General features: G+C 77.7%; 25 protein-coding genes. 14 read left to right on the top strand and 11 right to left on the bottom strand.

Going from position 1 to position 23,471, the window contains the following annotated elements:
- Nucleotides 1–12 precede the first annotated feature (12 nt).
- Nucleotides 13–609: a sensor histidine kinase gene (locus ACI8AR_RS19770; protein ID WP_457052514.1), complete on the bottom strand. Its 597-nt coding sequence runs from the start codon at nucleotides 607–609 to the stop codon at nucleotides 13–15.
- A 215-nt stretch (nucleotides 610–824) separates the two neighbouring features.
- On the opposite strand from ACI8AR_RS19770, the gene ACI8AR_RS19765 reads away from it, so the two are divergent.
- Genes ACI8AR_RS19765 through ACI8AR_RS19750 form a run of 4 tightly spaced genes read left to right on the top strand, consistent with a single transcriptional unit; the run spans nucleotide 825 to nucleotide 4,891 of the window.
- Nucleotides 825–1,502, top strand: a complete 678-nt coding sequence (locus tag ACI8AR_RS19765) for a hypothetical protein (protein WP_457052513.1) — start codon at nucleotides 825–827, stop codon at nucleotides 1,500–1,502.
- Entirely contained in the window at nucleotides 1,499–2,320 is an 822-nt protein-coding gene (locus ACI8AR_RS19760) for a glucose 1-dehydrogenase (protein WP_456927122.1), read from the top strand. Before ACI8AR_RS19765 ends, ACI8AR_RS19760 begins: the two co-directional genes overlap by 4 nt.
- Nucleotides 2,317–3,252, top strand: a complete 936-nt coding sequence (locus tag ACI8AR_RS19755) for a cyclase family protein (protein ID WP_457052512.1) — start codon at nucleotides 2,317–2,319, stop codon at nucleotides 3,250–3,252. The genes ACI8AR_RS19760 and ACI8AR_RS19755 overlap by 4 nt, the downstream gene beginning before the upstream one ends.
- A 10-nt stretch (nucleotides 3,253–3,262) precedes the next feature.
- Nucleotides 3,263–4,891, top strand: a complete 1,629-nt coding sequence (locus tag ACI8AR_RS19750) for an FAD-dependent oxidoreductase (RefSeq protein WP_457052511.1) — start codon at nucleotides 3,263–3,265, stop codon at nucleotides 4,889–4,891.
- Between the two features lie 298 nt (nucleotides 4,892–5,189).
- On the opposite strand, the gene ACI8AR_RS19745 is transcribed toward ACI8AR_RS19750, so the two are convergent.
- Together ACI8AR_RS19745 and ACI8AR_RS19740 are read right to left on the bottom strand one after the other, a co-directional pair.
- Nucleotides 5,190–6,437, bottom strand: a complete 1,248-nt coding sequence (locus tag ACI8AR_RS19745; protein WP_457052510.1) for a cation:proton antiporter — start codon at nucleotides 6,435–6,437, stop codon at nucleotides 5,190–5,192.
- 11 nt (nucleotides 6,438–6,448) lie between these two features.
- Nucleotides 6,449–7,852 (bottom strand): dihydrolipoyl dehydrogenase family protein, encoded by a 1,404-nt coding sequence (locus ACI8AR_RS19740; protein ID WP_457052509.1) that lies wholly within the window; start codon nucleotides 7,850–7,852, stop codon nucleotides 6,449–6,451.
- Nucleotides 7,853–7,968: 116 nt separating this feature from the next.
- Between ACI8AR_RS19740 and ACI8AR_RS19735 the strand changes: the two genes are divergently transcribed.
- The 3 genes from ACI8AR_RS19735 to ACI8AR_RS19725 all read left to right on the top strand — a co-directional run bounded on the left by ACI8AR_RS19735 (nucleotide 7,969) and on the right by ACI8AR_RS19725 (nucleotide 10,916).
- Entirely contained in the window at nucleotides 7,969–9,798 is a 1,830-nt protein-coding gene (locus tag ACI8AR_RS19735) for a glycoside hydrolase family 15 protein (protein ID WP_457052508.1), read from the top strand.
- Between the two features lie 103 nt (nucleotides 9,799–9,901).
- Nucleotides 9,902–10,618, top strand: coding sequence for an RNA polymerase sigma factor (locus ACI8AR_RS19730; protein WP_457052507.1), 717 nt, complete (start codon nucleotides 9,902–9,904; stop codon nucleotides 10,616–10,618).
- Complete coding sequence (locus ACI8AR_RS19725) at nucleotides 10,611–10,916, top strand: zf-HC2 domain-containing protein (protein WP_457052506.1); 306 nt, start codon at nucleotides 10,611–10,613, stop codon at nucleotides 10,914–10,916. The genes ACI8AR_RS19730 and ACI8AR_RS19725 overlap by 8 nt, the downstream gene beginning before the upstream one ends.
- 10 nt (nucleotides 10,917–10,926) lie before the next feature.
- Here ACI8AR_RS19725 and ACI8AR_RS19720 read toward each other — a convergent pair whose 3' ends face one another.
- The 3 genes from ACI8AR_RS19720 to ACI8AR_RS19710 are packed head-to-tail and all read right to left on the bottom strand — an operon-like array spanning nucleotide 10,927 to nucleotide 13,088.
- A complete protein-coding gene (locus tag ACI8AR_RS19720; protein ID WP_457052505.1) occupies nucleotides 10,927–11,586 on the bottom strand; it encodes a RibD family protein in 660 nt (219 codons plus the stop codon).
- A 10-nt stretch (nucleotides 11,587–11,596) separates the two neighbouring features.
- Complete coding sequence (locus ACI8AR_RS19715) at nucleotides 11,597–12,034, bottom strand: DUF302 domain-containing protein (RefSeq protein WP_457052504.1); 438 nt, start codon at nucleotides 12,032–12,034, stop codon at nucleotides 11,597–11,599.
- A gap of 16 nt (nucleotides 12,035–12,050) precedes the next feature.
- Nucleotides 12,051–13,088 carry an alcohol dehydrogenase catalytic domain-containing protein gene (locus tag ACI8AR_RS19710; RefSeq protein ID WP_457052503.1) on the bottom strand — a complete coding sequence of 346 codons (1,038 nt, stop codon included), beginning with the start codon at nucleotides 13,086–13,088 and terminating at the stop codon, nucleotides 12,051–12,053.
- Between the two features lie 162 nt (nucleotides 13,089–13,250).
- On the opposite strand from ACI8AR_RS19710, the gene ACI8AR_RS19705 reads away from it, so the two are divergent.
- The 3 genes from ACI8AR_RS19705 to ACI8AR_RS19695 all read left to right on the top strand — a co-directional run bounded on the left by ACI8AR_RS19705 (nucleotide 13,251) and on the right by ACI8AR_RS19695 (nucleotide 14,864).
- Entirely contained in the window at nucleotides 13,251–13,499 is a 249-nt protein-coding gene (locus tag ACI8AR_RS19705; protein WP_457048893.1) for a PLD nuclease N-terminal domain-containing protein, read from the top strand.
- A gap of 116 nt (nucleotides 13,500–13,615) precedes the next feature.
- A complete protein-coding gene (locus ACI8AR_RS19700) occupies nucleotides 13,616–14,149 on the top strand; it encodes a hypothetical protein (protein ID WP_457052502.1) in 534 nt (177 codons plus the stop codon).
- Nucleotides 14,150–14,177: 28 nt separating this feature from the next.
- Nucleotides 14,178–14,864 (top strand): hypothetical protein, encoded by a 687-nt coding sequence (locus tag ACI8AR_RS19695; RefSeq protein ID WP_457052501.1) that lies wholly within the window; start codon nucleotides 14,178–14,180, stop codon nucleotides 14,862–14,864.
- 35 nt (nucleotides 14,865–14,899) lie between these two features.
- Here the strand turns inward: ACI8AR_RS19695 and trxA are convergent, their stop codons facing one another.
- Both trxA and ACI8AR_RS19685 read right to left on the bottom strand, forming a co-directional pair.
- Nucleotides 14,900–15,352: a thioredoxin gene (gene trxA / locus ACI8AR_RS19690; RefSeq protein ID WP_457052500.1), complete on the bottom strand. Its 453-nt coding sequence runs from the start codon at nucleotides 15,350–15,352 to the stop codon at nucleotides 14,900–14,902.
- 81 nt (nucleotides 15,353–15,433) lie between these two features.
- Nucleotides 15,434–17,020, bottom strand: a complete 1,587-nt coding sequence (locus ACI8AR_RS19685; protein ID WP_457052499.1) for a DUF4389 domain-containing protein — start codon at nucleotides 17,018–17,020, stop codon at nucleotides 15,434–15,436.
- A gap of 212 nt (nucleotides 17,021–17,232) precedes the next feature.
- On the opposite strand from ACI8AR_RS19685, the gene ACI8AR_RS19680 reads away from it, so the two are divergent.
- Genes ACI8AR_RS19680 through ACI8AR_RS19670 form a run of 3 tightly spaced genes read left to right on the top strand, consistent with a single transcriptional unit; the run spans nucleotide 17,233 to nucleotide 19,811 of the window.
- Nucleotides 17,233–18,345, top strand: coding sequence for an Acg family FMN-binding oxidoreductase (locus tag ACI8AR_RS19680; protein ID WP_457052498.1), 1,113 nt, complete (start codon nucleotides 17,233–17,235; stop codon nucleotides 18,343–18,345).
- Nucleotides 18,342–19,205: a universal stress protein gene (locus tag ACI8AR_RS19675; RefSeq protein WP_457052497.1), complete on the top strand. Its 864-nt coding sequence runs from the start codon at nucleotides 18,342–18,344 to the stop codon at nucleotides 19,203–19,205. Before ACI8AR_RS19680 ends, ACI8AR_RS19675 begins: the two co-directional genes overlap by 4 nt.
- Nucleotides 19,206–19,208: 3 nt before the next feature.
- Complete coding sequence (locus tag ACI8AR_RS19670; RefSeq protein ID WP_457052496.1) at nucleotides 19,209–19,811, top strand: Rv1733c family protein; 603 nt, start codon at nucleotides 19,209–19,211, stop codon at nucleotides 19,809–19,811.
- 15 nt (nucleotides 19,812–19,826) lie between these two features.
- Here ACI8AR_RS19670 and ACI8AR_RS19665 read toward each other — a convergent pair whose 3' ends face one another.
- From ACI8AR_RS19665 to ACI8AR_RS19655, 3 genes are all read right to left on the bottom strand, one after another.
- Nucleotides 19,827–20,114 (bottom strand): hypothetical protein, encoded by a 288-nt coding sequence (locus ACI8AR_RS19665; RefSeq protein WP_456935364.1) that lies wholly within the window; start codon nucleotides 20,112–20,114, stop codon nucleotides 19,827–19,829.
- A 103-nt stretch (nucleotides 20,115–20,217) separates the two neighbouring features.
- A complete protein-coding gene (locus tag ACI8AR_RS19660) occupies nucleotides 20,218–21,216 on the bottom strand; it encodes a zinc-dependent alcohol dehydrogenase family protein (RefSeq protein WP_457052495.1) in 999 nt (332 codons plus the stop codon).
- 10 nt (nucleotides 21,217–21,226) lie between these two features.
- Nucleotides 21,227–22,117 carry a universal stress protein gene (locus ACI8AR_RS19655; protein WP_457052494.1) on the bottom strand — a complete coding sequence of 297 codons (891 nt, stop codon included), beginning with the start codon at nucleotides 22,115–22,117 and terminating at the stop codon, nucleotides 21,227–21,229.
- 274 nt (nucleotides 22,118–22,391) lie between these two features.
- On the opposite strand from ACI8AR_RS19655, the gene ACI8AR_RS19650 reads away from it, so the two are divergent.
- Nucleotides 22,392–23,453 (top strand): TerC family protein, encoded by a 1,062-nt coding sequence (locus tag ACI8AR_RS19650; RefSeq protein ID WP_457052493.1) that lies wholly within the window; start codon nucleotides 22,392–22,394, stop codon nucleotides 23,451–23,453.
- Nucleotides 23,454–23,471 lie beyond the last annotated feature (18 nt).

The following is a 23,471-nucleotide window of genomic DNA, read 5'->3' as shown; positions in this document are numbered from 1 at the left end:
CGGACGCGGGGGCTACCGCAGCGGGACCGCCCAGGTCAGCCGGGTGCCACCGGCGGGTCCCGGCTCGACGACGCAGGACCCCCCTCGCGCGCTCGCCCGCCGGTGCAGCTCGGCCAGGCTGCCGTCGTCGGGGAGGGCCGCCGGTCCGCTGCCGTCGTCGACGACCCGCAGGGTGACGCCGCCGTCGGCGACGGTGACCACGACCTCGACGGCACCGGCACCGGCGTGCCCGCCGAGGTGGGTCAGGACCGCGCGGACGACGTCGAGCAGTTCGCCGACGACGGGCTCGGGCAGGTCGCCGAGGGGCCCGGCGACGCTGGTCGTCGGCGCGGCGGCCGGCCCCGGGGTGGCCGCGGTGATCGTGTCGAACAGCCGGGACGCGTACCTGCCGGTGTCGGTCGCCGGCCGGTCGGCGAGCGCGAGGACCGCCAGCCGGATCCGCTTGATGGCGTCGTCCAGCTGGGCGGTGGCCGCCCGCAGGCGCTCGGCGAACGGTCCGGGCCCCAGGCCGGCGGCGACGCCGTAGACGGTCAGCCCGGCCGAGTACAGGTCGCGGACGATCTCGTCGTAGAGGCCCGCCGCGGCGTCGTCGTACTCGGACGGCCACATGTCCACTCGCCTCGGCTCAGCCTCCGCGGGCGCCCCGGCACCGTGGGGGCCCGCAACCCGTCAGTCCGCAGGGGACGGTAACCCCCCGGGCGGTTCCTGATGACGGGGGACGGCGCGGCCGGACCCGCCGCGGGCGGTCGGGGTGCCGCTCCCGGTGGCTCCGGGAAGCCGGCCGGCCCGCGTAACGAACGGCGCCGGCGAGGGACGACGGGTGCATGACCCGCACCTCGCCGCCGGCGCTGGCCACGACCCGGCACAGCTGGCACCTGCTCGCCGAGCACGTCCTCGCCGCCGGGCAGTACGCCGCCTCCGGGACCATCCGGCTGCGCGCGTTCCCGGGCGGCTACGCCACCACCCGCGGCGTCGGCGGCCGGCAGCTCGCCGTCGTCGCCGACCGGCTGGTGGTCGTCGACGGGGACGCCCGGCACCAGCACCCGCTCACCACGCTCGGGGCCGCGGCCGACGCCGCCGGCGTCGAACTCGGCCTGCGCGGCAGCTACTCCCCCGCCACCGTCCCCGACCCGGACGCGCCGCTGCCGGTCGACGCCGCCGCCGCGCACCGGCTGGCCGCGTGGTGGGCCCTCGGCGACGCCGCGCTGCGCCGCCTCGCCGCCGGGCTCGGCACGCCGGCCGAGCCGGTGCTGTGGCCCGAGCACCTGGACCTCGCGATCACCCTCGACGCCGTCAACTACGGGGTCTCGCCCGGCGACGACGCGACGCCGGAGCCCTACCTCTACGTCGGCCCGCACGAGGGGCCGACGTCGGACGACCCGTTCTGGAACGCCCCCTTCGGCGCCCTGGTCGGCGCCGGCCGCATCCGCACGCCCGACGACGCCGTCGCCTCCTTCACCGAGGGACGGGCACGGGCACTCACCGACAGGAGCAGGACGTGAAGGGTCTGCAGGGCAAGAAGGCGCTGGTCACCGGCGGCAGCTCCGGCATCGGGCAGGCGATCGCGATCCGCCTCGGTCAGGAGGGCGTCGACGTCGCCATCAACTACGTCGGCGCGCCCGAGGGCGCCGAGGAGACCCGGGAGGCGATCGAGCACGGCGTGGAGATCTGCATGAAGGAGATGTCCGCGGCCGGCACGCACCCGATCCTGGTGGCCGCCGACGTGTCCTCCGAGGGGCAGGTCGGCGCGATGTTCGAGCAGGCGCTCGGCGAGTACGGCCGGATCGACCTGCTGGTCAACAACGCCGGCATCCAGGTCGCCGCCGACAGCGACGCGCTCGACGCCGCGGCCTTCGACCGGGTGCTCGCGGTCAACCTGCGCGGCGCGTTCCTGTGCAGCCGGCAGGCCGTCCGCACGTGGCTGGGCACCGGCTCGCCGGGCTGCATCGTCAACGTCTCCAGCGTCCACCAGGTGATCCCGAAGCCCCGCTTCCTCGGCTACTCGGTCTCCAAGGGCGGCATGCAGAACCTCACCCGCACCCTCGCCCTCGAGTACGCCGCCCGCGGCATCCGGGTCAACGGCATCGGCCCGGGCGCGACTGTCACCCCGATCAACCGGTCCTGGATCGACGACCCCGTCAAGCGGCAGATGGTGGAGAGCCACATCCCGATGCGCCGCGCCGGGGACGCCGAGGAGATGGCCGCGATCACCGCGTTCCTCTGCTCGGACGAGGCCGCCTACGTCACCGGCCAGACCCTGTTCGTCGACGGCGGGCTCACCCTCTACCCGTCGTTCGAGACCACCTGGTCCTCGGAGTGACGGCGCTGGACCGCCCGCCCTCCGCCGACGAGCGGACGGCGGGCTGGTTCCCCTCCCGCTGGGGCCCGGACGACGCCGCCGGCGCGCTCAACGAGATCACGCCCGAGGTCGTCCTCGCGGCGGTCGCCCTCGTGCGCACCGGGCGGGTGCTGGACCTGGCGCACGTGCTGCACGCCGACGTCCCGGCCTTCCCCGGGCGGACGTTCCGCTCCTACCTGACGACCACCGCCCACTTCGTCAACCGCCGCCGGCCGGACGGCGGCGGTCCCGACGGCTGGGGCCGCAACGGGGTGAACTGGGTGGTCGAGCAGATCACCGCCACCCAGCAGATGGGCACCCACCTGGACGCGCTCAACCACCTGCAGGTCGGGGACCGCACCTACAACGGCCACCGGCTGGCCGACATCGCCGAGGAGTGGGGCACCGCCCGGCTCGGCGTGGAGACGCTGCCGCAGGTGGTCACCCGCGGCCTGCTGCTCGACGTCGCCGCCGTCCGCGGGGTCGACGCCCTGGGCCCCGGCGACGTCGTCACGGTCGACGACGCCCGGGCCGCGCTCGGCGGGCGGACGCCGCGCCCCGGGGACGCCGTCCTGTTCCACACCGGCTGGGGCCGGTTCTGGAGCGAGGACCCCGTGCGGTACTCCTCCGGCGAGCCCGGCCCGGGACTGGAGCTGGCCGGGTGGCTGGCGGAGCGGCGGATCGCGCTGACCGGCTGCGACACCTGGAGCCACGGCCCGGTGCCGCCCGAGGACCCCGGCGAGCCGTTCGTCGTCCCGCAGACGCTCAACGTCCGGCACGGCGTCGTCGTGCTGGAGAACCTGCGGCTGGCCGAGGCGGCCGCGGCCGGGCTACGCGAGTTCTGCCTCGTCGTCAGTCACGCCAAGCTGCGCGGCGCCACCGGCGCCTGGGTCACCCCGCTCGCCATCACCTGAGGAGGACCCCATGGCCGAGCACGCCGACGTCGTCGTCATCGGGTCGGGAGCCGGCGGCGGCGCCGTCGCCTGGGCGCTGGCGCCCACCGGGAAGCGGGTGCTGGTCCTCGAGCGCGGCGACTGGCTGCCGCGGGAGGTCGAGAACTGGGACCCGCGGGCGCTGTGGGCCGACAAGCGCTACGCCAACAGCGGCCAGTGGACCGACGGCGCCGACGGGCGGCGGTTCACGCCCAAGCAGCACTACTACGTCGGCGGGAACACCAAGTTCTACGGCGCGGTCCTCTACCGCTTCCGGGAACGGGACTTCGGGCCGGTGCAGCACGTGGACGGCGTCTCGCCGGCGTGGCCGCTCACCTACGCCGACCTCGCGCCGTGGTACGACCGGGCCGAGCAGCTCTACCAGGTGCACGGCACCCGCGGCGAGGACCCCGACGACCCGCCGGCGTCCGGCCCGTACCCGTGGCCGGCGATCAGCGATGAGCCGCGGATCGCCCAGCTGCGCGCCGACCTGACCGCCGCGGGCCTGCACCCGTTCTCCCTGCCGAACGGCATCCTGCGCGACGAGGCGCAGCCGCACCTGTCGGCGTGCATCCGCTGTGCGACCTGCGACGGCTTTCCCTGCCTGGTCAACGGCAAGGCCGACGCCCAGGTGATGACGGTGGAACCGGCGCTGCGCCACCCGAACGTCGAGCTGCGGACCCGGGCGCGGGTGGTGCGGCTGGAGACCGACGCCTCGGGCCGCCGGGTCTCGCGGGTCGTCGTCGACCGCGACGGCGAGCGCGAGGAGTACACCGCCGACGTCGTCGTCCTGGCCGCCGGCGCGATCAACTCCGCCGCGCTGCTGCTCGCCTCGGCGTCCGACCGGCACCCGGCCGGGCTGGGCAACGGCTCCGGGCACGTGGGCCGGCACCTGATGCTGCACAACAACTCCGGCCTGGTGGCGTTCTCGAAGACGCCGAACCCGACGCGCTTCCAGAAGACGATCGGCGTGAACGACCTCTACTGGTCCGACCCGTTCGACCCGGACTGGGAGTACCCGGTCGGCTCGATCCAGATGAACGGCAAGAGCGACGCCGTGCTCATCGGCTTCGACGTCCCCGACGCCCGGGACCCCGCCGACCTCGCCCGCCACTCGATCGACTTCTGGCTCACCACCGAGGACCTGCCGCTCGACGAGAACCGGGTGACCGTGGACGCCGACGGCGGGATCCGGCTGTTCTACCGCCGCACCAACGCCGCCGAGGTCGCCCGGCTGCGGATGCGCCTGATGGGCCTGCTGGACTCCATCCGCTGCGAGCAGGACGTGTACGAGAACCGCCAGTACGCGGGCGGGCAGCTGGGCATCGGCGGGGTGGCGCACCAGAACGGGACGATCCGCTTCGGGCCGGACCCGGCGACCGCGCCGCTGGACCTGGACTGCCGCATGCACGAGGTCGAGGACCTCTACGTGGCCGACGCGTCGTTCTTCGTGTCGAGCACCGCGGTGAACCCGACGCTGACCATCGTCGCCAACGCGCTGCGGGTCGCCGACCGGATCGCCGAGCGCCTCGGTGTGCCCGGCACGGCCGCCGCCGTGCCGCAGCCTCGGACCGAGCAGGAGGCCGGGGCGTCGCAGGAGGCCGGGGCCGGGATGGCCTGACGCGGACGCTCGTGCTCTGCCCACCCAGGGTGGGCGGGGCCGGGTGGGCCTGCCGGGGCGCGGCGGGCGGGCCCCCCCCCGGGGGGGCAGACCACGAGTCGGTGGGCAGAGCACGAGTCGGTGGGCAGAGCACGAGGGGCAGAGCACGAGTCGGTGGGCAGAGCACGAGTCGGTGGGCAGAGCACGAGTCGGTGGGCAGAGCACGAGTCGGTGGGCAGAGCACGAGTCGGTGGGCAGAGCACGAGCCGGTCGGCGGGGCACGGGTCCCGCGGGATCGGTCCGCCCGCCCGGCCGTGGGTCAGGCCGGAGGCCGCTCAGGCACGGTCTCCGCCGGGACCGGCACCGGCACCCCACCCTGCGCCGGTGCCGGTCCCGGCTCGCGGCCCAGCAGCCCGAGCGCCACCGCCGGGTACACCAGCACCGACAGCAGGCCGGCGCAGACCAGCGCCGCCCCGGTCACCGGGTCCAGCCGGCCGGTGGCCTCCCCGATCTGCACCGCGGTCACCAGGAACGGCAGCGAGGTCGCCTGCAGCAGCCCGACCGCGGCCGCACTCCGCCGGCCCAGCGCCGGGACGTGCAGCACCGCCGGCAGGCCCCGCACGAGGAGCAGGACGGCGAGGAACACCGGGACCCGCAGCAGCGCGCCCGGCTCCTCGACCAGCCCCCGCAGGTCCAGCCGCACCCCGCTGGCCACGAAGAACACCGGGATCAGGAAGCCGAACCCGATCGCCTCGAGCTTGAGGCGGAAGTGCGGGTGCGTGGCCGAGTCACGGTCGAGCAGGCCGACCAGGGCGCCGGCCAGGAAGGCGCCGAGCAGCAGCTCCAGACCGAGCCGCTCGGCGAGGACCACGAACGCGAACAGCAGCACGACCACCAGCCGCACCCGGATCTCCGCCGTCGTGTCCTGCAGCCGGACGAGCACGTCCCCCAGGCGCATCGACATCCCGACCCGGCCCAGCACGACGGCCAGGACCGCGACCAGCACGCCGAGGCCCGCGAGGACGGCCGCCGTCGTCCCCGCGCCCCCGCCGGAGGCCGAGAACAGCAGCGTGAGCAGGACGATGGCGGAGAAGTCGGCCACCGACGCGCCGGCGATCGTGGTCTGCCCCACCGGGGAGGCCACCTGCCCGGCGTCCTTGAGCACCGGGACCACCAGCCCCAGCGCGGTGGCGGTCAGCGCGACGGCGAGGAACAGCGGGCTCGCGGTCCAGCCCAGCGCGTCGGCGCCCAGCCCCACCAGCGCGGCCAGCCCGAGGCTGACCGCGTAGCCCAGCCCCGCCGTCCCCAGGGACCGCCCGCGCAGCCCGCGCAGGTCGATCTCCAGGCCCGCGAGCAGCAGCAGGAAGGCCAGCCCGACCAGGGCCAGCACCTGCACCGGCAGGTCCACCTCGACCCAGCCCAGCACCGACGGGCCGAGCACCACCCCGGCGACGATCTCCAGGACCACCGACGGGACGCGCAGCCGCGGCGCCCAGCCCAGCGCCAGCGGCACCGCCGCGGCGACCGCCGCGACCACCAGCAGGTTCGTGAACGAGACCTCGGGCACGGCGCACCCCGTCAGGTCCCCGCCGCCTCGAGGGCGTGCAGCCACACCTCGGCGACGGTCGGGAAGGCGGGGACGGCGTGCGCGAGGTCGGCCAGCGGCACCCGGGCGGCGACCGCGACCGTCGCCGAGTGCAGGAGCTCCTGCACGCCGCTGCCGGTGATGGTCACGCCGACGAGGACGCCGGCCGCCTCGTCCACGACCAGCCGGGTCGTCCCGCCGAGCCCCTCGCCGGAGACGTAGGACCCGGGCACCTCGCCGGTGCCCACGTCGACCACGCGGACGGCGAGGCCGCGCTCCCGCGCCTGGGCGGCGGTGAGCCCGACCGCGCACACCTGCGGGTCGGTGAAGGTGACCCGGGGGACGGCGTCGCGGCTGGCGCGGTCCCGGGCGTCCCGGCCGGTGACCACGTCCGCGGCGACCCGCGCCTGGTACTTGCCCATGTGCGTGAACGGGGCCAGCCCGGTGCAGTCGCCGACCGCGTACAGCCACTCCCCCGCGACACCGACGGCGCGCAGCCGGTCGTCCACAGGGACCGGCCGTCCCGGCGTCAGCCCCACGGTCTCCAGCCCGAGGTCGCCGGTGCGGGGCCGCCGGCCCACGGCGACCAGCACCTCGTCGGCGGTCACCTCGTCGCCGGAGTGCAGGGCGGCCCGCACCGGCCCGTCGGACCCCTCGCGGTGGATGCCGGTCAGCAGGGTGCCCAGCCGCACGGCGACCCCCTCCCGCTCGAGGGCCTCCCTCACCTGCTCGCCGGCGAAGGGCTCCTCCCGCGGCAGCAGGCGGTCCATCCCCTCGACGACGGTCACCTCGGCCGCGCCCAGCCGCCGGAACGCCTGCGCCATCTCCAGCCCGACGGCGCCGCCGCCGAGGACGAGCAGTCGCCGGGGCACCTCCTTCGCCGACGTCGCCGACCGGTTGTCCCAGGGCCGCACGTCGGCCAGCCCGGGCACCGGGGGCAGCACCGGCACCGACCCGGTCGCGAGCACGACCGCCCGCCGAGCGGTCAGGACCGGCCCGCCCGCCACCTGCACGCACCGGGGCCCGGCGAGCCGGCCGGTCCCGCGCAGCAGCCGGATGCCGTGGTCGGCCAGCCACTCCTGCTGACCGCGGTCGTCCCACGACGCGGTCATGTGGTCCCGGCGGGCGAACGCCGCGGCGGCGTCGACCGGGACGTCGAGCACGGCGCCGGCGCCCGGCACCCGCGCCGCCGCGGCCCGCACGTCCCCCGGGCGCAGCAGCGTCTTGCTGGGGATGCACCCCCAGTAGGAACACTCGCCGCCGACCAGCTCGCTCTCGACCAGGGCGGTGTCCAGGCCGCGGTCGGCGCAGCGGCCCGCCGCCACCTCCCCCGCCGGGCCACCACCCACGACGACGACGTCCACCTCGAGCACCTCGGACACACGGGACCCGGACACGGCGACCTCCTCGCTCTCGCCGTCCCCGTCCCCACCCCCCGGCCGGGCGTTACGCGTAACGGCACCGGCGGCGGCGCGACTGCACAGGCACGACCGCTCGACCCCGGGAGACCGCCATGAGCTCCACCCCCATCGCCGACCTCGCCTTCCTCTCCGACCGGCACTCCTGCGCGCTGGTCGACCGCGGCGGCACCGTGGAGTGGCTGTGCTTCCCGCGCTTCGACGGCCCGGCGGTGTTCGCCCACCTGCTCGACGACGACGCCGGCCACTGGTCGGTGCACCCGGACGGCGAGTGGACCGCCACCCGCCGCTACGCCGGCCGCTCGCTGGCGCTGGAGACGACGTTCCGCACCGCGGGCGGCGAGCTGGTGCTCACCGACGCGCTCGGGCTCGGGCCGGACAACGGCGGGCACCGCATCGGCGTCGACGCCCCGCACGTGCTCGTGCGCCGGCTGGCCTGCACCGTCGGCGAGGTGGAGGTGCTCGTCGACTACCGGCCGCGGCCGGAGTACGGGCTCATCGTGCCGCTGCTGTCCCACCTCGACGGCGGGGTCGCCGCGCGCGGCGGGGCGGACTGGCTGGTGCTGACCCTCCCGGCGCCGGCGGAGCTCGACGAGGGCCGGGCCAGGGCGCGGCTGCGGCTGCGCGCCGGCGACGTCGTCCACCTGGCGCTGCAGCGCAGCACCCTCGGCGACCCCGTGCCCGCGCACGTGTGGTCCCAGCCGGAGCTGGCCGGGCTGCTCGACCGCACGCTGGAGGCCTGGGAGTCCTGGTGCGCCCTGCACCAGTCCTACGACGGTCCCTGGGCGGACCTGGTCCACCTCTCCGGGCGGGTGCTGCAGGGGCTGTCGTACCAGCCCAGCGGCGCGGTCGTCGCCGCCGCGACGACGTCGCTGCCCGAGGGTGTGGGCGGCGAGCGGAACTGGGACTACCGCTACTCGTGGGTGCGCGACGCCAGCTTCACGATGGAGGCGCTGTGGGTGGCGGCCTGCCCCGACGAGGCCGAGGACTTCTTCGCGTTCATGACCACCGCCGGCGCCGGGGGCATCGGCCCGGACGTGTCGCTGCAGATCATGTTCGGCGTCGCCGGGGAGCACGACCTCAGCGAGCGGACGCTGGGCCACCTGCGCGGGTGGCGGGACAGCCGGCCGGTGCGGGTCGGCAACGGCGCGTGGGACCAGCGCCAGGTCGACGTCTACGGCGAGCTGCTCGGCGCGGCCGCACGGCTGCGCGACCAGCTGGCCGGCCTCGACGAGGAGACCCGCTGGTTCCTCGCCTCCTGCGCCGACACCGCCGCGGTCCGCTGGCGGGACCCCGACCAGGGCATCTGGGAGGTCCGCGGCGAGCCGCGGCACTTCCTGTACTCGAAGGTCATGTGCAGGGTGGCGCTGCACCGGGCCATCGAGCTGGCCCCCCGGCTCGGCTGCGAGGACCGGGTCGACGAGTGGGCGAAGACCTGCGAGGAGATCCGCGACACCGTGCTCCAGCAGGGGTGGAACGAGGAGGCCGGCGCCTTCACCCAGTCCTTCGGGTCCACCGCGCTGGACGCCTCGAACCTGGTGCTGCCGATCGTCGGCTTCCTGCCCGCCGACGACCCGCGGATGCTCGCGACGATCGACGCGATCGCCGACCGGCTCACCGACGAGCGGGGCCTGGTCTACCGCTACCGCACCGAGGAGGGGGTCGACGGGCTGGCCGGCGAGGAGGGCACCTTCCTGCTGTGCACCTTCTGGCTGGCCGAGGCCCTCGCGCTGGCCGGGCAGGTGGAGCGGGCCCGCGCGGTGTTCGAGCGGGCGGCCGGCTTCGTCAGCGACCTGGGCCTGCTGGCCGAGGAGGTCGACCCGGCCACCGGCGAGCTGCTCGGCAACGTGCCGCAGGCGTTCAGCCACATCGGCCTGGTCAACGCGGCCTGGGCGATCGACCAGGCCGAGCGGGCCCGGAGGTGAGCGTCCCGGCGGGACCTCCTCCCCTGACGCTCCCGGTCCCGGCTCCGCAGGATGGCCGCAGCGGTTCCCCGTCCCCGGTCGTCGCGGCGCGAGGAGCAGGTCCATGCCACAGGAGTCGGGCTCCTCGGCGGTCGCCGCCGCCGTCCGGGAGGGCGGGAGCGAGGCCCAGGCCGAGCTGCTCGGGCGGCTGCGCGCCGGGGACCGCGGCGCCTTCGGGGACCTGGTGGACGCCTGGTCGGGCGCGCTGCTGCGCGTGGCCCTGCTGCACGTGTCGACGCGCGCCTCCGCCGAGGAGGTCGTGCAGGACACGTGGCTGGCCGTGATCCGGCAGCTGGACCGGTTCGAGGGCCGGTCCTCCTTGCGCACCTGGGTGTTCCGGATCCTCGAGAACCAGGCCCGCTCCCGGGGCGCCCGGGAGGTCCGCGTGCTGCCGTGGTCCTCCGCCTTCCCCGACGAGGACGGCCCGGACGCCGGCCCCACCGTCGACCCGGCCCGCTTCCGCGGCGGCGCGGACCGGTGGCCCCGGCACTGGACCGACACCGGCGCACCGCGCCCCTGGCACCCCCCGCCGGAGGAGGCCGTGGAGGCCGGCGAGGTCCGCCGGGAGCTGCGCACGGCGCTGGCCGAGCTGCCCGAGCGGCAGCGCACCGTGGTCGAGCTGCGCGACGTGCACGGCCTGACGTCGGAGGAGGTCTGCGAGCGGCTGGGCATCAGCGCCGGCAACCAGCGGATCCTGCTGCACCGGGGCCGCGCGCGGCTGCGCGCCCGGCTCGAGGACGTGTACCGCGGTGCCCCGGGGGAAGGAGAGGGCCGTGGCTGAGCTGCCGGCGCCCCGCCCCTCCGCCGACGACGTCCTGGAGGTCGCCTGCCAGGAGTTCGTCGAGCTGGTCACCGAGCACCTCGAGGGCGCGCTGCCCGAGCCGGTCGACCGGGCGGTCCGCGCGCACCTGGAGCTGTGCGACCCGTGCGTCGTCTACCTCGAGCAGGTCCGCGGCACGGCCGCCGCGCTGCGGGCGCTGCCGGTGCCGACGCTGCCCGACGCGGCCCGCGAGCGGCTGCTCGACGTGTACGGCGCCCTGCACGCGGGTCGTGCGGGTCGGGGCGCCCCGCCCGCGTGACCGGTGCCGCTCACCCGCCCGGCGTGGACCTCGTGTCCTGGCCGCGCCGCACGCGGTAGCGCAGCCACACGAGTCCGCCGCCCCCGTCCGGACTCCCGCAGTCGGTCAGCTCCAGCGGCACCAGGGGCAGCGGCGCCGCACCGTGCCAGCGGGGACCGGCACCGACGAGGACGGGGTGGACCAGCAGGCTGACCTCGTCGACCAGGCCGGCGGCCAGCAGCGCGCCGGTCAGGCTCCCGCCGCTGTCCACCCGCACCTGCCGCAGGCCGCGGCGACCGAGCTCGGCCAGCACCGCGGCCAGGTCGACGCGGTCCCCTGCAGTGGAGAGCTCCTCGACGTCGGTCGCGGCGCCCGGCGGGACGTCGCCGGCCCGCAGGGCGAGGACCCCGGACCAGTAGCCGGCCCGGGCGAGCGCCTGCCACGCCGTGACCCGCCGGCGGCCGTCGACGACCGCGAGCAGGGGCCCGTCGGCCGCCGGTCCCGGCTGCGGGGCGCCGGCCAGGTCCGCCTCCCGGGCGAGGACGGTGTCGGCCCCGGTCAGCGTGACGTCCTCGTGCCAGGTCCCGGCCAGGGCGTAGAAGCGTCCGACGTCGACCGGGAACCCGGTGCTGGCGCCGTCCAGGGAGACCGCGGCGTGGACCACCACGTGCGGGCGGCGAGCCGCGTCCACCCCGGCGCCCTCAGCCGACCGGCGCGGCGTCGGCCACCTCACCCAGCGCGTCGGCGAGCCGGTCGCGCGCCTCGGCGGCGACCGGCGCCAGCGCGGCCCGGCCGGTCACCTCGACCATCACGTCGGGGTCCATCGCCGCGATCCGCGTGACGCCGTCCTCGCCGACCCGGACGACGACGTTGCAGGGCAGCAGCAGCCCGACGTCGGGCTCCGCCTGCAGCGCCCGGTGCGCCAGCGGCGGGTTGCAGGCGCCCAGGATCACCTGCGGCGGCACCTCGACGCCGAGCTTCGCCCGCAGGGTGGCCGCGACGTCGATCTCGGTCAGCACGCCGAAGCCCCGCGCCGCCAGCGCGTCGCGGACCCGCGTCACCGCCTCGGCGTACGGGAGGCCGACCTCGACCGCCATCCCGTAGGACCGGCCGTCCTCGACCTGCTCCCCTGCCGTCACCGTGGTGTCCTCCCGCTCACCGGTGGACCACGACCTTGAGCGCGCCGGACGCGACCGGGTCGGAGAACAGGTCGTAGGCGGCCGGCACCTCGGAGAAGCCGAACCGGTGGGTGACGATGCGGCCGGCGTCGAGCTTGCCGGCCTGCAGCATCCGCAGCAGCATCGGCGTCGTCCACGTGTCCACGAGGCCGGTGGTGATGGTGACGTCGCGGATCCACAGGTCCTCGAGGTGCAGCGTCGTCGGCTTGCCGTGCACGCCGATGTTGGCCACCCGGCCGCCCGGCCGGACCACGTCCACGTCGAGGTCGAACGTCGCCGGGATGCCGACGGCCTCGATCCCGACGTCGGCGCCGAGCCCGCCGGTGAGCTCCCGCACCCGGCCGACGACGTCGTCGTCGGGCGCGAGCACGAGGTCGGCGCCGAGCTCGGTGGCCGCGGTCCGCCGCGCCTCCACCGGGTCGACGACGACGATCCGCTCCGGCGTGTAGAGCCCGGCGGTCATCACCGCGGCGAGCCCGATCGGCCCCGCGCCGACGATCACCACGGTGTCGCCCGGCCGCACCCCGCCGTTGAGCGCCCCGACCTCGTAGGAGGTGGGCAGGATGTCGGCGAGCATCAGCGCCGCCTCGTCGGACACGCCCTCCGGCAGCCGGTGGACCGAGCCGTCGGCGTACGGGACGCGCACCGCCTCGGCCTGCACGCCGTGGGTGGTGTGCCCGAGGATCCAGCCGCCCCCGCCCAGGCACTGGCCGTACCGGCTCTCCCGGCAGTACCGGCACCGGCCGCACGCGGTGATGCAGGAGACCAGCACCCGGTCGCCGGGCTGGACGGTCCGGACGCCGGGGCCCACCTCGGTGACGGTGCCGACGGCCTCGTGCCCGAGGATCGTCCCCGGGGTCACCTCGGGGACGTCGCCCTTGAGGATGTGCAGGTCGGTGCCGCAGATGGTGAAGCCGTCGACCCGGACGACGGCGTCCTCGGGGTCCTCGAGGCGCGCGTCGGGGACGACCTCCCAGGACCGCTTGCCGGGACCGTGGTAGACGAGCGCCTGCATGACTCTCCTCCCGCTGTCGGAGCGTCCAGTCCAGCGCGGCGACGGCCGGCGCCCGGAGTGCCGAACGTCCCGCCCGGCAGGGACGCACCGCCCCTCGCGCCCGGCCGGCCGGCCCCGGAGGCTCGACGGGACGGGACCCGCACCGGTGCCGAGGAGGCCGCCATGACGTCCGCGAGCACGACGTCCGCGAGCCGGGACCGGGCACGCCGCTGGGCGGAGCTGACACCGCGGGAGCGGGGCGTGCTCCTGGGCCTCGGCGCGGTGCAGGTGTCCCTGGCGGTCGCCGCGTGGACCGACCTGGCGCGCCGCCGTCCCGACCAGGTCAACGGCCGCCGGGCCGTGTGGGCGGCGGTCATCGCCGTCAACTGGGTGGGTCCCGCCGCCTGGTTCCTGTGGGGCCGCCGCCGCTGAGCGGCCCTCCCCGCCAGCGACCTCCGGCCCGCCCGCCGGGGCCCTCCGCCCGTGACCGCCGGACGCCGGCGCCGCGCAGCATCGGCAGCGACCGGAACCCGAGGGAGGACGTCGCCATGAGCCGTGCACTGGTGGTCTACGAGTCCCTGTTCGGCGACGCCGCCGCGATCGCCCGCGCGGTCGCCGCGGGCCTCGCGGAGTCGCTGCCGGCCGACGTCGTGGCCGCGGCCGACGCGCCGGCCGAGATCGGCCCCGACGTCACCCTGCTGGTCGTCGGGGGGCCCAACCACGCCTTCGGCATGCCACGGCCCTCCACCCGGCGCAGCGCGGCGGACCAGTACGGCGCCGCGGTGCCCGATCCCGGCACCGGCCTGCACGAGTGGCTGGAGTCCGCGCACGCGCCCGAGGGGGTGTTCGCGGCGGCGTTCGACACCCGCGGCAGCGGCCACTCCGTCATCACGCGGATGGACCACGCGTCCCGCACCGAGGAGAAGCTCCTCGGCCGGCTGGGCGCCCGCGTCGTCGCGCCGGCCGAGCACTTCTCCGTCGTCGGCACCACGGGGCCGCTCGTCGAGGGCGAGGAGGAGCGGGCCCGGGCGTGGGGCCGTGACCTCGGCGTCCGCACGACCTCCGCCGCGGCCGGCCGGTAGCCGGGGACGCGACCGGGAGGTGGAGACCGTGAGGCCCCCGACCGCGCCGGTGAGGCCGCCGGAGGACACCGGACCGCGGCTGACCCCGCTGATGGCCGTGCTCGAGGACGTGGCGACCGCCGTCGTCCGCGGCCGGGCGGGCCTGCCGGGACGGTCCGCCTGCGTGGTCCTGCACCCCGACCGGCTCGAGGTCGAGGGGCCGTGCGGGACCGCCGCGCCGGCCTCCCTGCTCGCCGCCGGCGGCCTGGTGCTCGACCTCCGCGCGGCGCTGGCGGCCGCGGGCTGGGCCGCCACCGTCGACCGCCTGCCCTCGGGGCCCGGCGGCCCACTCGCCGTCCTGCACCCCGCGCCCGGCCTGCCGGACCCCGACCTCGCCGCCCTCCCGCCGGTCGCGCCGGCCGGGGAGGCCGGCGGGGACGACGTCCCCGCCGGCGTGGTCGCGCGCCTCGCGGCCGCAGCCGCCGCAGAGGGGACGCCGGTCGTGTCGGTCGGGAGACGGCCGACGGTCCTCGTCCTCGACTGGCGCACCGACGACGCCGCCGCGTGGCTGCGGACGGGAGAGGCGCTGCAGCGCGTGGCCCGCACCGCCGTGGCCCTCGGCTGCACCGCCGTCCCCTCCCCGCCCGCCGACGGGCGCGCGCGGATCGCCGTCCGGCTGGGCCGCCGGCAGGGGCACCCGCCTCCCCCGGGGGAGCCGTCCCCCACGGCGCGCTGACCCGCGCGCCGGCGGCTCGGCGTCCGGCGGGCGGCTCAGCGACCGGCGGCGGCCAGCGCGTCGTCGAGCCAGCGGCGCAGCGCCGGTGCCGGGAGCGCCCCGGTGACGCGGGCCTGCTCCCGGCCGTCGGCGAACAGCAGCAGCGTGGGGATGCCGCGCACCCCGAGCCGGCTGCTCACCCGCGGCGCGGCGTCGGCGTCCACCTGCACCACCTTCAGCCGGCCGGCCCTCTCCCGGGCGATCTCCTCCACGACGGGGGCGACCGCGCGGCACGGGGCGCACCAGGCCGCCCACACGTCGACGAGCACCGGCAGCCGGCTGTCCTCGACGACGGCGGCGAAGTCCGTGTCGTCGGCAGCCACCAGCCAGGGCAGGTCGGCGCCGCACGCGGCGCAGCGCGCCCGTCCCCGGGCGGTGGCGGGCACCCGGTTGCGCCGTCCGCAGCCCGGGCACGCGACGACGCCCGCTCCTCCGCCGTCCGCTCCCATGCCGTCCTCCTCCCGCCCCGTGGGTGGACCGTCGAGCCCGGCGCCGCGGTGCCCCGCCCGCCGGCGGGGCACCGCGCGCGGTCAGGGCTGCGGGTTGGGGGACGGCGACGGCTCCGGCTCGACACCGCGCGGGCGCGGCAGGACCGGAGGACCAGCGGCCGGGACCGGGCCGGACGGCGGCAGCGGCCGGGCCCGGTTCGCCCCCAGCGCGACGAGCAGCACGCCACCGGCGAGCAGCAGCGCCCCCACCGCCAGCAGCGACACGGACACCCAGGTCAGCCCGGGCAGGGTCGCGCCGACCCGGACGTCGGCCTCGATGCCGGCGCCGCCGTCGGCCCGCATGAGCACGACGGTCCAGTCGCCCTCGTCCGGCCGCCAGTCCAGCGTCACCGTCCCGGTGCCGACGGCCGAGGCGGTCCAGATGCCGGCCTCCTCCGGCGCGACCCGCGGCGGCCCGCCGGCCTCCTCGTCCACGGCCCACGCCCACTCGTCCCCGGACCACCAGCCCCCCTCGGCCGGCTCGACCTCCGCCCGGGCGACGCCGCCCAGGTACCGGTCGACGTCGGCGGTGCGGGCCAGCCCCAGGAACAGCTCGTCGTCGGGTCCGGTGGCGGTGGCCTCCACCCGCGCGGTGCCCAGCAGCTCGTCGACCACCCAGTCGGTCCCGTCGCCCTGCAGCAGGAGCCCCTGGCTGACGGCGGCGTGGCCGGCGGTGTCGACCCCGGCGGCCTCGGAGGTCACGAAGCCACCGGCGCGCTGCGTCGTGTCGGCCCACAGCAGGCTGCCGCCCGCGGCGAGCAGGCCGGTCGCGGCGGTGACGAGCAGCGCCCCGGCGACCACGGCCGCGACCGGCCCGGCGGTCCAGCGGCTGGTCGCCGGCGCGGCCACCGGTGCCGCCGTCACGACCGCGGGAGCCGGCTGCCCGGCGGGGACCGGCGGCGCCGCCGCGGCGGGTGCCGGGAGCGCGGCCGGGTCCGGGCCGCCCATGTCGAACCGGAAGGGCGGATAGGCGTCGGTCAGCAGCAGCACGTAGCCCGACACCCGCAGGGCCCAGCGGTCCATGCCGAGGACGAAGTCGTACAGTGGTTGGGGATAACGGCCGGTGAACAGGAGGACGACGCCGGCCACGAGGACCAGCAGCGCGACCAGGCCGCCGGCCGCCCACCCCTCGCTCCAGACGCCGTCGCCGTCCCAGTCGCCCGTGCCGAACCAGAGCCCGCCGCCGACGAACACCGCCAGCACGAGGTAGTGCGGCAGCGCCAGCAGCCACTTGACCAGCACCAGGCCGCGGGACAGCCGCTCCGGGTACGCGACGTCCAGCCGCGCGGGGTAGCCGGGCACGTCGGCCAGCGTGAACGGCGGGTACCGGTCGGTGCCGAGCGCGGAGTAGCCGTAGTGCTGGACCCGCCAGGTCCACCGCAGCACGCCCACGGTGAAGTCGAACAGCGGCCGCGGGTAGCGGGCGGTCACCAGCACGGCGAAGAACGCGACGACGGTGACGACGGCCACCGCGGTCCACAGGAACGCCAGCACCACGACGTGCGGCACCAGCAGCAGCCACTTGACCAGCCAGAGCCCGCGGGACAGCCGTGGGTCCAGGGCTCCGTCGACCCGCACCGGGTAGGCGGGGGGCGGCGGTGCCGCCACCGGGGACACGTGCTCGCTCACGGCGCACCTCCTCCGGCCACCGCGGCGACCCGGGGTCGTCTCCCCGGCGCAGGCGGCCCTCCCGAGCCTCGGCGCCCGCACCGCCGCGGCGACACGGACGAAGGCGGGTCCCCCCGGGGACGTTGGTCGCTGGTCCCGGGGACCGCGGGCCCCGGACGCCCGCGCCCGGGCGGACGACGCTCGGGGGACGCACCCTCCCGAGGAGTCCTCCCATGGCCCGCCGCACTCCCCCACCGGACCTGCAGCCCACCCGGATCCCGCGGCGCACACCGCTGGAGGCGGCCGCGGACGCCGCGGTGCGCGCCCCCTCCGTGCACAACACGCAGCCGTGGCGGATCGCGCTGCACCCCGACCGGCTGGAGCTGTTCGCCGACCGCACCCGGCAGCTGGTGGTGCTGGACCCCGTCGGCCGGGCCCTGGCGCAGAGCGTGGGTGCGGCGCTGTTCAACGCCCGCGTCGCGCTGGCCGCGGCGGGCCGCGCCGTCCGCGTCGACCGGCTGCCCGACCCCGCCGACCCGGGGCTCATGGCCGTCCTCCGCCCGGTCGACGGGCCCCCGGACCCGGCGCTGGCCGCCCTCGCGCCCGCCGTGCGCCGGCGCCGGACCAACCGGCGGCGGTTCGGCGCCGACCGCGTCCCCGAGGACGTGCTGCGGGTCCTGACCGCCGCGGCGGCCGCGGAGGAGACGGTGCTGGTCCCGGTGACCCGCGAGGAGCACGTGCGGCTGCTCGCCCGGCTCACCCAGCAGGCCGACCGCGTGCAGAACGCCGACCCGGCCTACCGGGCCGAGCTGCGCCGCTGGACCACCCGCGAACCCGGCGCCGGGGACGGCGTGCCGGTGAGCGTCGTCCCGCACGTCGACGGGCTCCAGCACGACGAGCTGCCCGTCCGCGACTTCGACACCACCGGCGCCGGGCTGCTCCCGGCCGGCACCGGCTCGGGCACCGACCAGACGCTCGTGCTGCTCGCCACGCACCGCGACGACCTGCTCGCGTGGCTGCGCTGCGGCGAGGCCCTCGAGCGGGTGCTGCTGGAGCTCACCGTCCGCGGCTGGGTGGCCGGGCCGCTCACCCAGGCCGTCGAGGTGCCGGTCACCCGCACCCAGCTGCGCTCGGCGCTCACCTGGGACGCGCACCCGCAGTCGGTGCTGCGCATCGGCCGGGCGCCGGTCACCTCGCCGACGCCCCGCCGTCCGCGCGGCACCGTCGTCGAGAACAGCGCCGCCCCCGCCCAGCGCCAGCTCCCCGGCTCCCCGTCGAGGAGCGGCCGGCCCGGACCGGGCCCCCGCCCGGTCTCCGACGGCCGCGGGGGGACGACGTGGGTGTGACCTCCCGGCTGGCGCCGGTGGTGGCCGGGATCGCCCCCGACCGGTCCGCGCCGGCGGTGGCGGCCGCCGCCGCCGAGCGGGCGCACCGCGAGCTGCGCCCCCTGCTGCTGGTGGCCGCGGTGGAGGGCGCGCGCGACCCCGGCCGCGCCCACGACGGGCCGTGGCACCGGGCGCTCGCGCGGCTGGACGCGCTGCGCCGGGACCTGACCGCCCGCGCCCCCGCCATCCCGGTGCGGACCGTCGTGCACACCGGGCCCGCCGCCGAGGTGCTGCGCGAGGAGTCCGCCGGGGCGGAGGTGCTGGTCCTCGGCACCGGGACCACGGCCGGCGCGCTCGGCCCGGTCGCCCGGGACCTGCTCGTGTCCGCGGCCTGCCCCGTGCTCGCCGTCCCACCGGGCGCCACCGGGGGCGCCGAGGTCGTGGCCGGCGTGGGGGGCACGGCCGGGACGACGGCGGTGCTGGCCGCCGCGGCCCTCGAGGCCGGCACGCGGGGCTGCCCGCTGCACGTGGTGCACGCGTGGCCCGGCGGCGCCGCCCTCCGCGGGGCGGCGGTCCCCGAGGCGGTCGCCGAGGCCGAGCGCCGGCTCGTCGAGACGCAGGCCGCCCGGGTGCACGAGGGCTGGCCGGCGGTGCCCGTCACGGTCGACGTCCGCGAGGGGGACCCCGCCCCGGCGCTGATCGGCCTGTCCCGGGACGCCGGGCTGCTGGTCCTCGGGCGGGCGCGCACCGCGGCCGGCCCCGCCCTCGCCGAGGCGGTCGCGGGCCACGCGCACTGCCCCGTCCTCGTCGTGCCACCCCCTCCCCCGCCGCGCCCCGACGAGGCCCGGCGGCGCCGCACCGCCGTCGCGCCGGCGAGGTGACCCGTGACCCCCGGGCCCGCCCCGTCGCCGGGGTACCTGCGCACGCTGGTGCGGCGCGGCCTGCGCCCCGGTGCCCGCACGACCGACCGGGCGGAGCTGGTCTCCTGGCTCGCGAGCGTCCTGCTCGCCGTCGCGGTCGTACCGGTGGCGCTGGCGGTGGGCAGCGTGGTCGCGTCCGACACCGGCGCGCTGGCCGAGCGCCAGGCCGCGCAGCGGCAGCAGGTCCCGGCCGTGGTCCTCGAGGACGCGGAGGTGCTGCCCGGCTCCCCCACGTCGCTGCGGGCGACCGCGCCGGCGCGCTGGGAGGCCCCGGACGGCGCCACCCGCGAGGACACCGTCCCGGTCGAGCCGGGCACCCCGGCCGGGGCGACGGTCCCGGTGTGGACCGGTCCCGACGGCGGGCGCGCCGGCCCGCCGATCGACGGCGGCGACGTCGCGGTGGTCAGCGTGACCAGCGGGGTGCTGACCCTGCTGCTGGGGCTGGCGACGGCGGCGGTCGGCCACGCCGGCGTCTGCGCCTGGGCCGGCCGGGCGCGCGACCGCGCCTGGGCCCGCGAGTGGGCCGAGGTCGAGCCGCTCTGGGCGCACCGGTTCCGGCTGCGCTGAGCGCCCCGCCGGCCCTCACGGACGGCCGAGCAGGCGCCGCCACCACGGCCGCCGGGGCTCCGGCCGGGCCGGACGGGGCGCCGGGGCGTCCGCGGCCGGGGGCGCCGCCGGGCGGACCGGCTGCCCGTGCCCGCGCTCGTCGGCGTGCGCCCGGCTCAGGTAGTGCTGGACGGCCAGGGGGTCGGCGTGCGAACCGCGGGCGGCCACGTCGTGGCGCGCCTCCCACTGCGCGATGAGCTTCTCGTCCTCGGACATCTCCCGGCGCGGGCGGTCCTCGGGGGTGGGGGTGCCGGTCGCGGTCATCTCGGGGCCTCCTGCGCGGTGCGGTCCGTCCGGCCCCACGCTCGCCGGTGCGGGATCGGCCGGGCAGGGGGCGACGGTCCCGGGCAGCGGGACCAACGGCACCTCACACGTGCAGCACCGCGGCCCCGGCGAAGCGGCCGTGCGCGAGGTCGGTCAGCGCGCGCGGGGCGTCGTCGAGGGGGTAGGCGGTCGTCGTCGCGCGCACCCCCAGCCGGGCGGCGAGGACGAGGAACTCCTCGGCGTCGCGGCGGGTGTTGGCGGTGACGCTGCGCAGCCGGCGCTCCTGGAACAGCTCGCCGGCGTAGGACAGCGCGGGGACGTCGGACAGCCAGATGTCGGCGACGGCGAGCGTGCCGCCGCGGTCCAGGGCGCGCAGCGCGACCGGCACCAGCTCCCCGGCCGGCGCGAACAGCACCGCGCCGTCCAGCGGCTCCGGCGGCGGGTCGACCGGGCCGCCGACGGAGTCCACCCCGAGCTCGCGCGCCAGCGTCCGGTTGGCGGCGCCGCGGGTGAGCACGTGCACCCGCATGCCCTGCGCCAGCGCGACCTGCGCGGTGAGGTGGGCGCTGCCGCCGAAGCCGTAGACCCCCAGCCGGCCGCCGGGCGGGACCGCGGCGCAGCGCAGCGCGCGCCAGCCGATGATCCCGGCGCACAGCAGCGGCGCGGCCGCCTCGTCGTCGAGGCCCTCGGGCAGCCGGTGGGCGAAGCGCTCGTCGACCAGGCAGGCCTCGGCGTAGCCGCCGTCGAGGTCCCAGCCGGTGAACCGCGGGTCGGTGCACAGGTTCTCGTCGCCGCGGCGGCAGAACCGGCAGCTGCCGTCGGTGCGGCCGAGCCACGGGACGCCGACCCGGTCGCCGAGCGCGAAGCGGGCCGCCCCGGGCCCGAGCGCGTCGACGCGGCCGACCACCTCGTGCCCGGGGACGACGCCCGGCCGCCGCGGCGGGAGGTCGCCCTCGGCCAGGTGCAGGTCGGTGCGGCACACGCCGCAGCAGCTGACCGCGACCCGCACCTGGCCCGGGCCGGGGACGGGCGGCTCGCGCTCGACGAGGCGCAGCGGCCCCGCGTCGGCCGGCGCCGGCGTCCCGACCACCCAGGCCCGCACGCGCGCCGCCTCAGACCGTCGTCCCGGCCGGCGCCGGCCGGGGGTGGAGGACGAGGACGGGGCAGGGCGCGGCCACCACGCAGTGCAGCGCCGTGGAGCCGAGCAGCATCCCGCCCAGGCGGCTGCGGCTGCGGCTGCCGACGACGAGCAGCGCGGCGCCCTCCGCGGAGCCGACCAGCACCTGCGCGGGCGGCCCGGTCTCCACCGACACCCGCACGCCCGGCCGCGCGCCGAGCTCCTCGCGCACGAGGGCCGCGGCGCGCGCACCGGCGTCCCCGCCCGCCGGCGGCCCCTCGGGGACGAGGGCGGCCGCCCAGGGCTCGGGCGGGCGGCGGGCGACGACGACGTCGAGGTCGGCGCCCATCCGGCCGGCCTCGACCGCCGCCCGCCACAGCACCTCGCGGGCCCCGTCGGTGTCGTCGAGCCCGACGACCACCCGCGGCCGGCCGGGGCCGGGCACGGCCGGGTGCACCACGACGACGGGGCACCGGGCGCGGGGCACGCAGCCGAGGGCGACCGAGCCGAGCAGCGTGCTGCGCGTGGCCCCGCGGCCCCGGCTGCCGACCACGAGCAGCCCGGCGTCGGCCGAGCGCGCGACCAGCTCCTCGACCGGGCGGCCGATGAGCACGGTCGTGGTGACCGGCACCTCCGCGTGCTGCTCGTCGAGCAGGTCGCGCACGTGCGCCGCGACGTCGGAGCGCACCAGGTCCACGCGCGCGGGGTCGAGCAGCTCAGCGTCCTCCCAGGCGTCCCCGACCGGGAGCACGGTGAGCACCTCGAGGCCGGTGCCGGCCCGCTCCGCCGCGGCCAGGGCCCAGACGACGGCCGCGCGGCCGGCCGGCGACCCGTCGAAGCCCACGACCACCCGGCCGCCGGGTCCCTCCGTCGTCCGCTCCGTCATGCACGCCCCCCGCGACCCGCCCCGCCGTCGCCGGGCACCCCGGTCACCCTCCGCCCGGCCCCGGGCCGGGGCCGCCGCCGGACGTCCCGCCGGCGGCGGACCTTGGTCCCGGTGGCGCAGACAGGCGAACTCTGCTTCACTTGTTCTCGCGGAGGGGAGTATCCCCCCACGTCCCGTCGTCAGGACGGCGCTCCGGCGCCCGGCGGGACGGGCGCCCGGCAGCGGCGCCGGGAGAGACCTCCGGTTGATGGACGTCGACCGGAGGGAGGGACGCATGGACGTCTCGCTGTGGGTGTGGGCGGCCGTTCTCGGCGTGATCGTGGGGATGCTCGCGGTGGACCTGTTCGCCCACCGCCGGGCCCACGTGATCGGGGTCCGGGAGGCCGCGGTGTGGTCGGGGATCTGGGTGGCGCTCGGGATCGCCTTCGGCGCCTGGGTGTGGTGGGCGCACGGCGCCGGGTACGGCCAGCAGTACTTCGCCGGCTACCTGATCGAGAAGTCCCTGGCCGTGGACAACGTCTTCGTCTGGGCGATCGTCTTCACGTTCTTCGCGGTGCCGAGGGAGTACCAGCACCGCGTGCTCTTCCTCGGCGTCCTGGGCGCCCTGGTCTTCCGCGGGCTGTTCATCGCCGGCGGCTCGGTGCTCATCGCGAGCTTCGGCTGGGTGCTCTACCTGTTCGCCGTGTTCCTGCTGTGGACCGGCTGGCGGATGATCCGGCAGCGCGATGAGCACATCGACCCGGAGCGGTCCCGGACGCTGCGCCTCTTCCGCCGGTACGTGCCGATGACCGACGCCTACCACGGCCAGCGGCTGCTGATCCGCCGCGGCGGCGTCCTGCTGGCCACCCCGCTGCTGGCGGTGCTCGTCCTCGTCGAGGTCACCGACGTCGTCTTCGCCGTCGACTCGATCCCGGCGATCTTCGCCGTGACCGACGAGCCGTTCCTCGTCTTCACCGCCAACGCCTTCGCGATCCTGGGCCTGCGGGCGATGTACTTCCTGCTCGCCGACCTGATCCACCGCTTCGTCTACCTGAAGACCGGACTGGCCCTCGTGCTGATCTGGGTGGGCGTCAAGATGCTGCTGAAGGTCGACCTCTTCTACGTGCCGACCGCGGTCAGCCTCGCCGTCATCGCCACGATCCTCGGCGTCTCGGTCGCCGCCAGCCTGCGGGCCACCCGCGGCGAGGGCCGCCGCGCGGTGCAGACCCCGTCGGCCCCGCCGTTCCGGACCGCCACCGCCGAGGAGCTCGCGGCGCTGGAGCCGCTGTGGGGCCGCCGCCGCGCCGTGGAGCCGGCGGCGGCGGCGTCCGGCCCGTCCTCCGGGGAGCGGCCGTGAGCCCCGCCCCGGGGGCGC

It is taken from the genome of Geodermatophilus sp. SYSU D01036 (assembly GCF_054050435.1).
The sequence above is the reverse complement of the archived record's forward strand: the minus strand, read 5'-3'. Positions and strand labels throughout refer to the sequence as shown.

What these genes read in the sequence shown, in the direction of transcription:
- ACI8AR_RS19770 (WP_457052514.1), bottom strand. Translation starts at nt 609, where the DNA reads ATGTGGCCGTCCGAGTACGACGACGCCGCGGCGGGCCTCTACGACGAG.
- ACI8AR_RS19765 (WP_457052513.1), top strand. Translation starts at nt 825, where the DNA reads ATGACCCGCACCTCGCCGCCGGCGCTGGCCACGACCCGGCACAGCTGG.
- ACI8AR_RS19750 (WP_457052511.1), top strand. Translation starts at nt 3,263, where the DNA reads ATGGCCGAGCACGCCGACGTCGTCGTCATCGGGTCGGGAGCCGGCGGC.
- ACI8AR_RS19735 (WP_457052508.1), top strand. Translation starts at nt 7,969, where the DNA reads ATGAGCTCCACCCCCATCGCCGACCTCGCCTTCCTCTCCGACCGGCAC.
- ACI8AR_RS19730 (WP_457052507.1), top strand. Translation starts at nt 9,902, where the DNA reads ATGCCACAGGAGTCGGGCTCCTCGGCGGTCGCCGCCGCCGTCCGGGAG.
- ACI8AR_RS19710 (WP_457052503.1), bottom strand. Translation starts at nt 13,088, where the DNA reads ATGCAGGCGCTCGTCTACCACGGTCCCGGCAAGCGGTCCTGGGAGGTC.
- ACI8AR_RS19705 (WP_457048893.1), top strand. Translation starts at nt 13,251, where the DNA reads ATGACGTCCGCGAGCACGACGTCCGCGAGCCGGGACCGGGCACGCCGC.
- ACI8AR_RS19700 (WP_457052502.1), top strand. Translation starts at nt 13,616, where the DNA reads ATGAGCCGTGCACTGGTGGTCTACGAGTCCCTGTTCGGCGACGCCGCC.
- trxA (WP_457052500.1), bottom strand. Translation starts at nt 15,352, where the DNA reads ATGGGAGCGGACGGCGGAGGAGCGGGCGTCGTCGCGTGCCCGGGCTGC.
- ACI8AR_RS19680 (WP_457052498.1), top strand. Translation starts at nt 17,233, where the DNA reads ATGGCCCGCCGCACTCCCCCACCGGACCTGCAGCCCACCCGGATCCCG.
- ACI8AR_RS19665 (WP_456935364.1), bottom strand. Translation starts at nt 20,114, where the DNA reads ATGACCGCGACCGGCACCCCCACCCCCGAGGACCGCCCGCGCCGGGAG.
- ACI8AR_RS19655 (WP_457052494.1), bottom strand. Translation starts at nt 22,117, where the DNA reads ATGACGGAGCGGACGACGGAGGGACCCGGCGGCCGGGTGGTCGTGGGC.
- ACI8AR_RS19650 (WP_457052493.1), top strand. Translation starts at nt 22,392, where the DNA reads ATGGACGTCTCGCTGTGGGTGTGGGCGGCCGTTCTCGGCGTGATCGTG.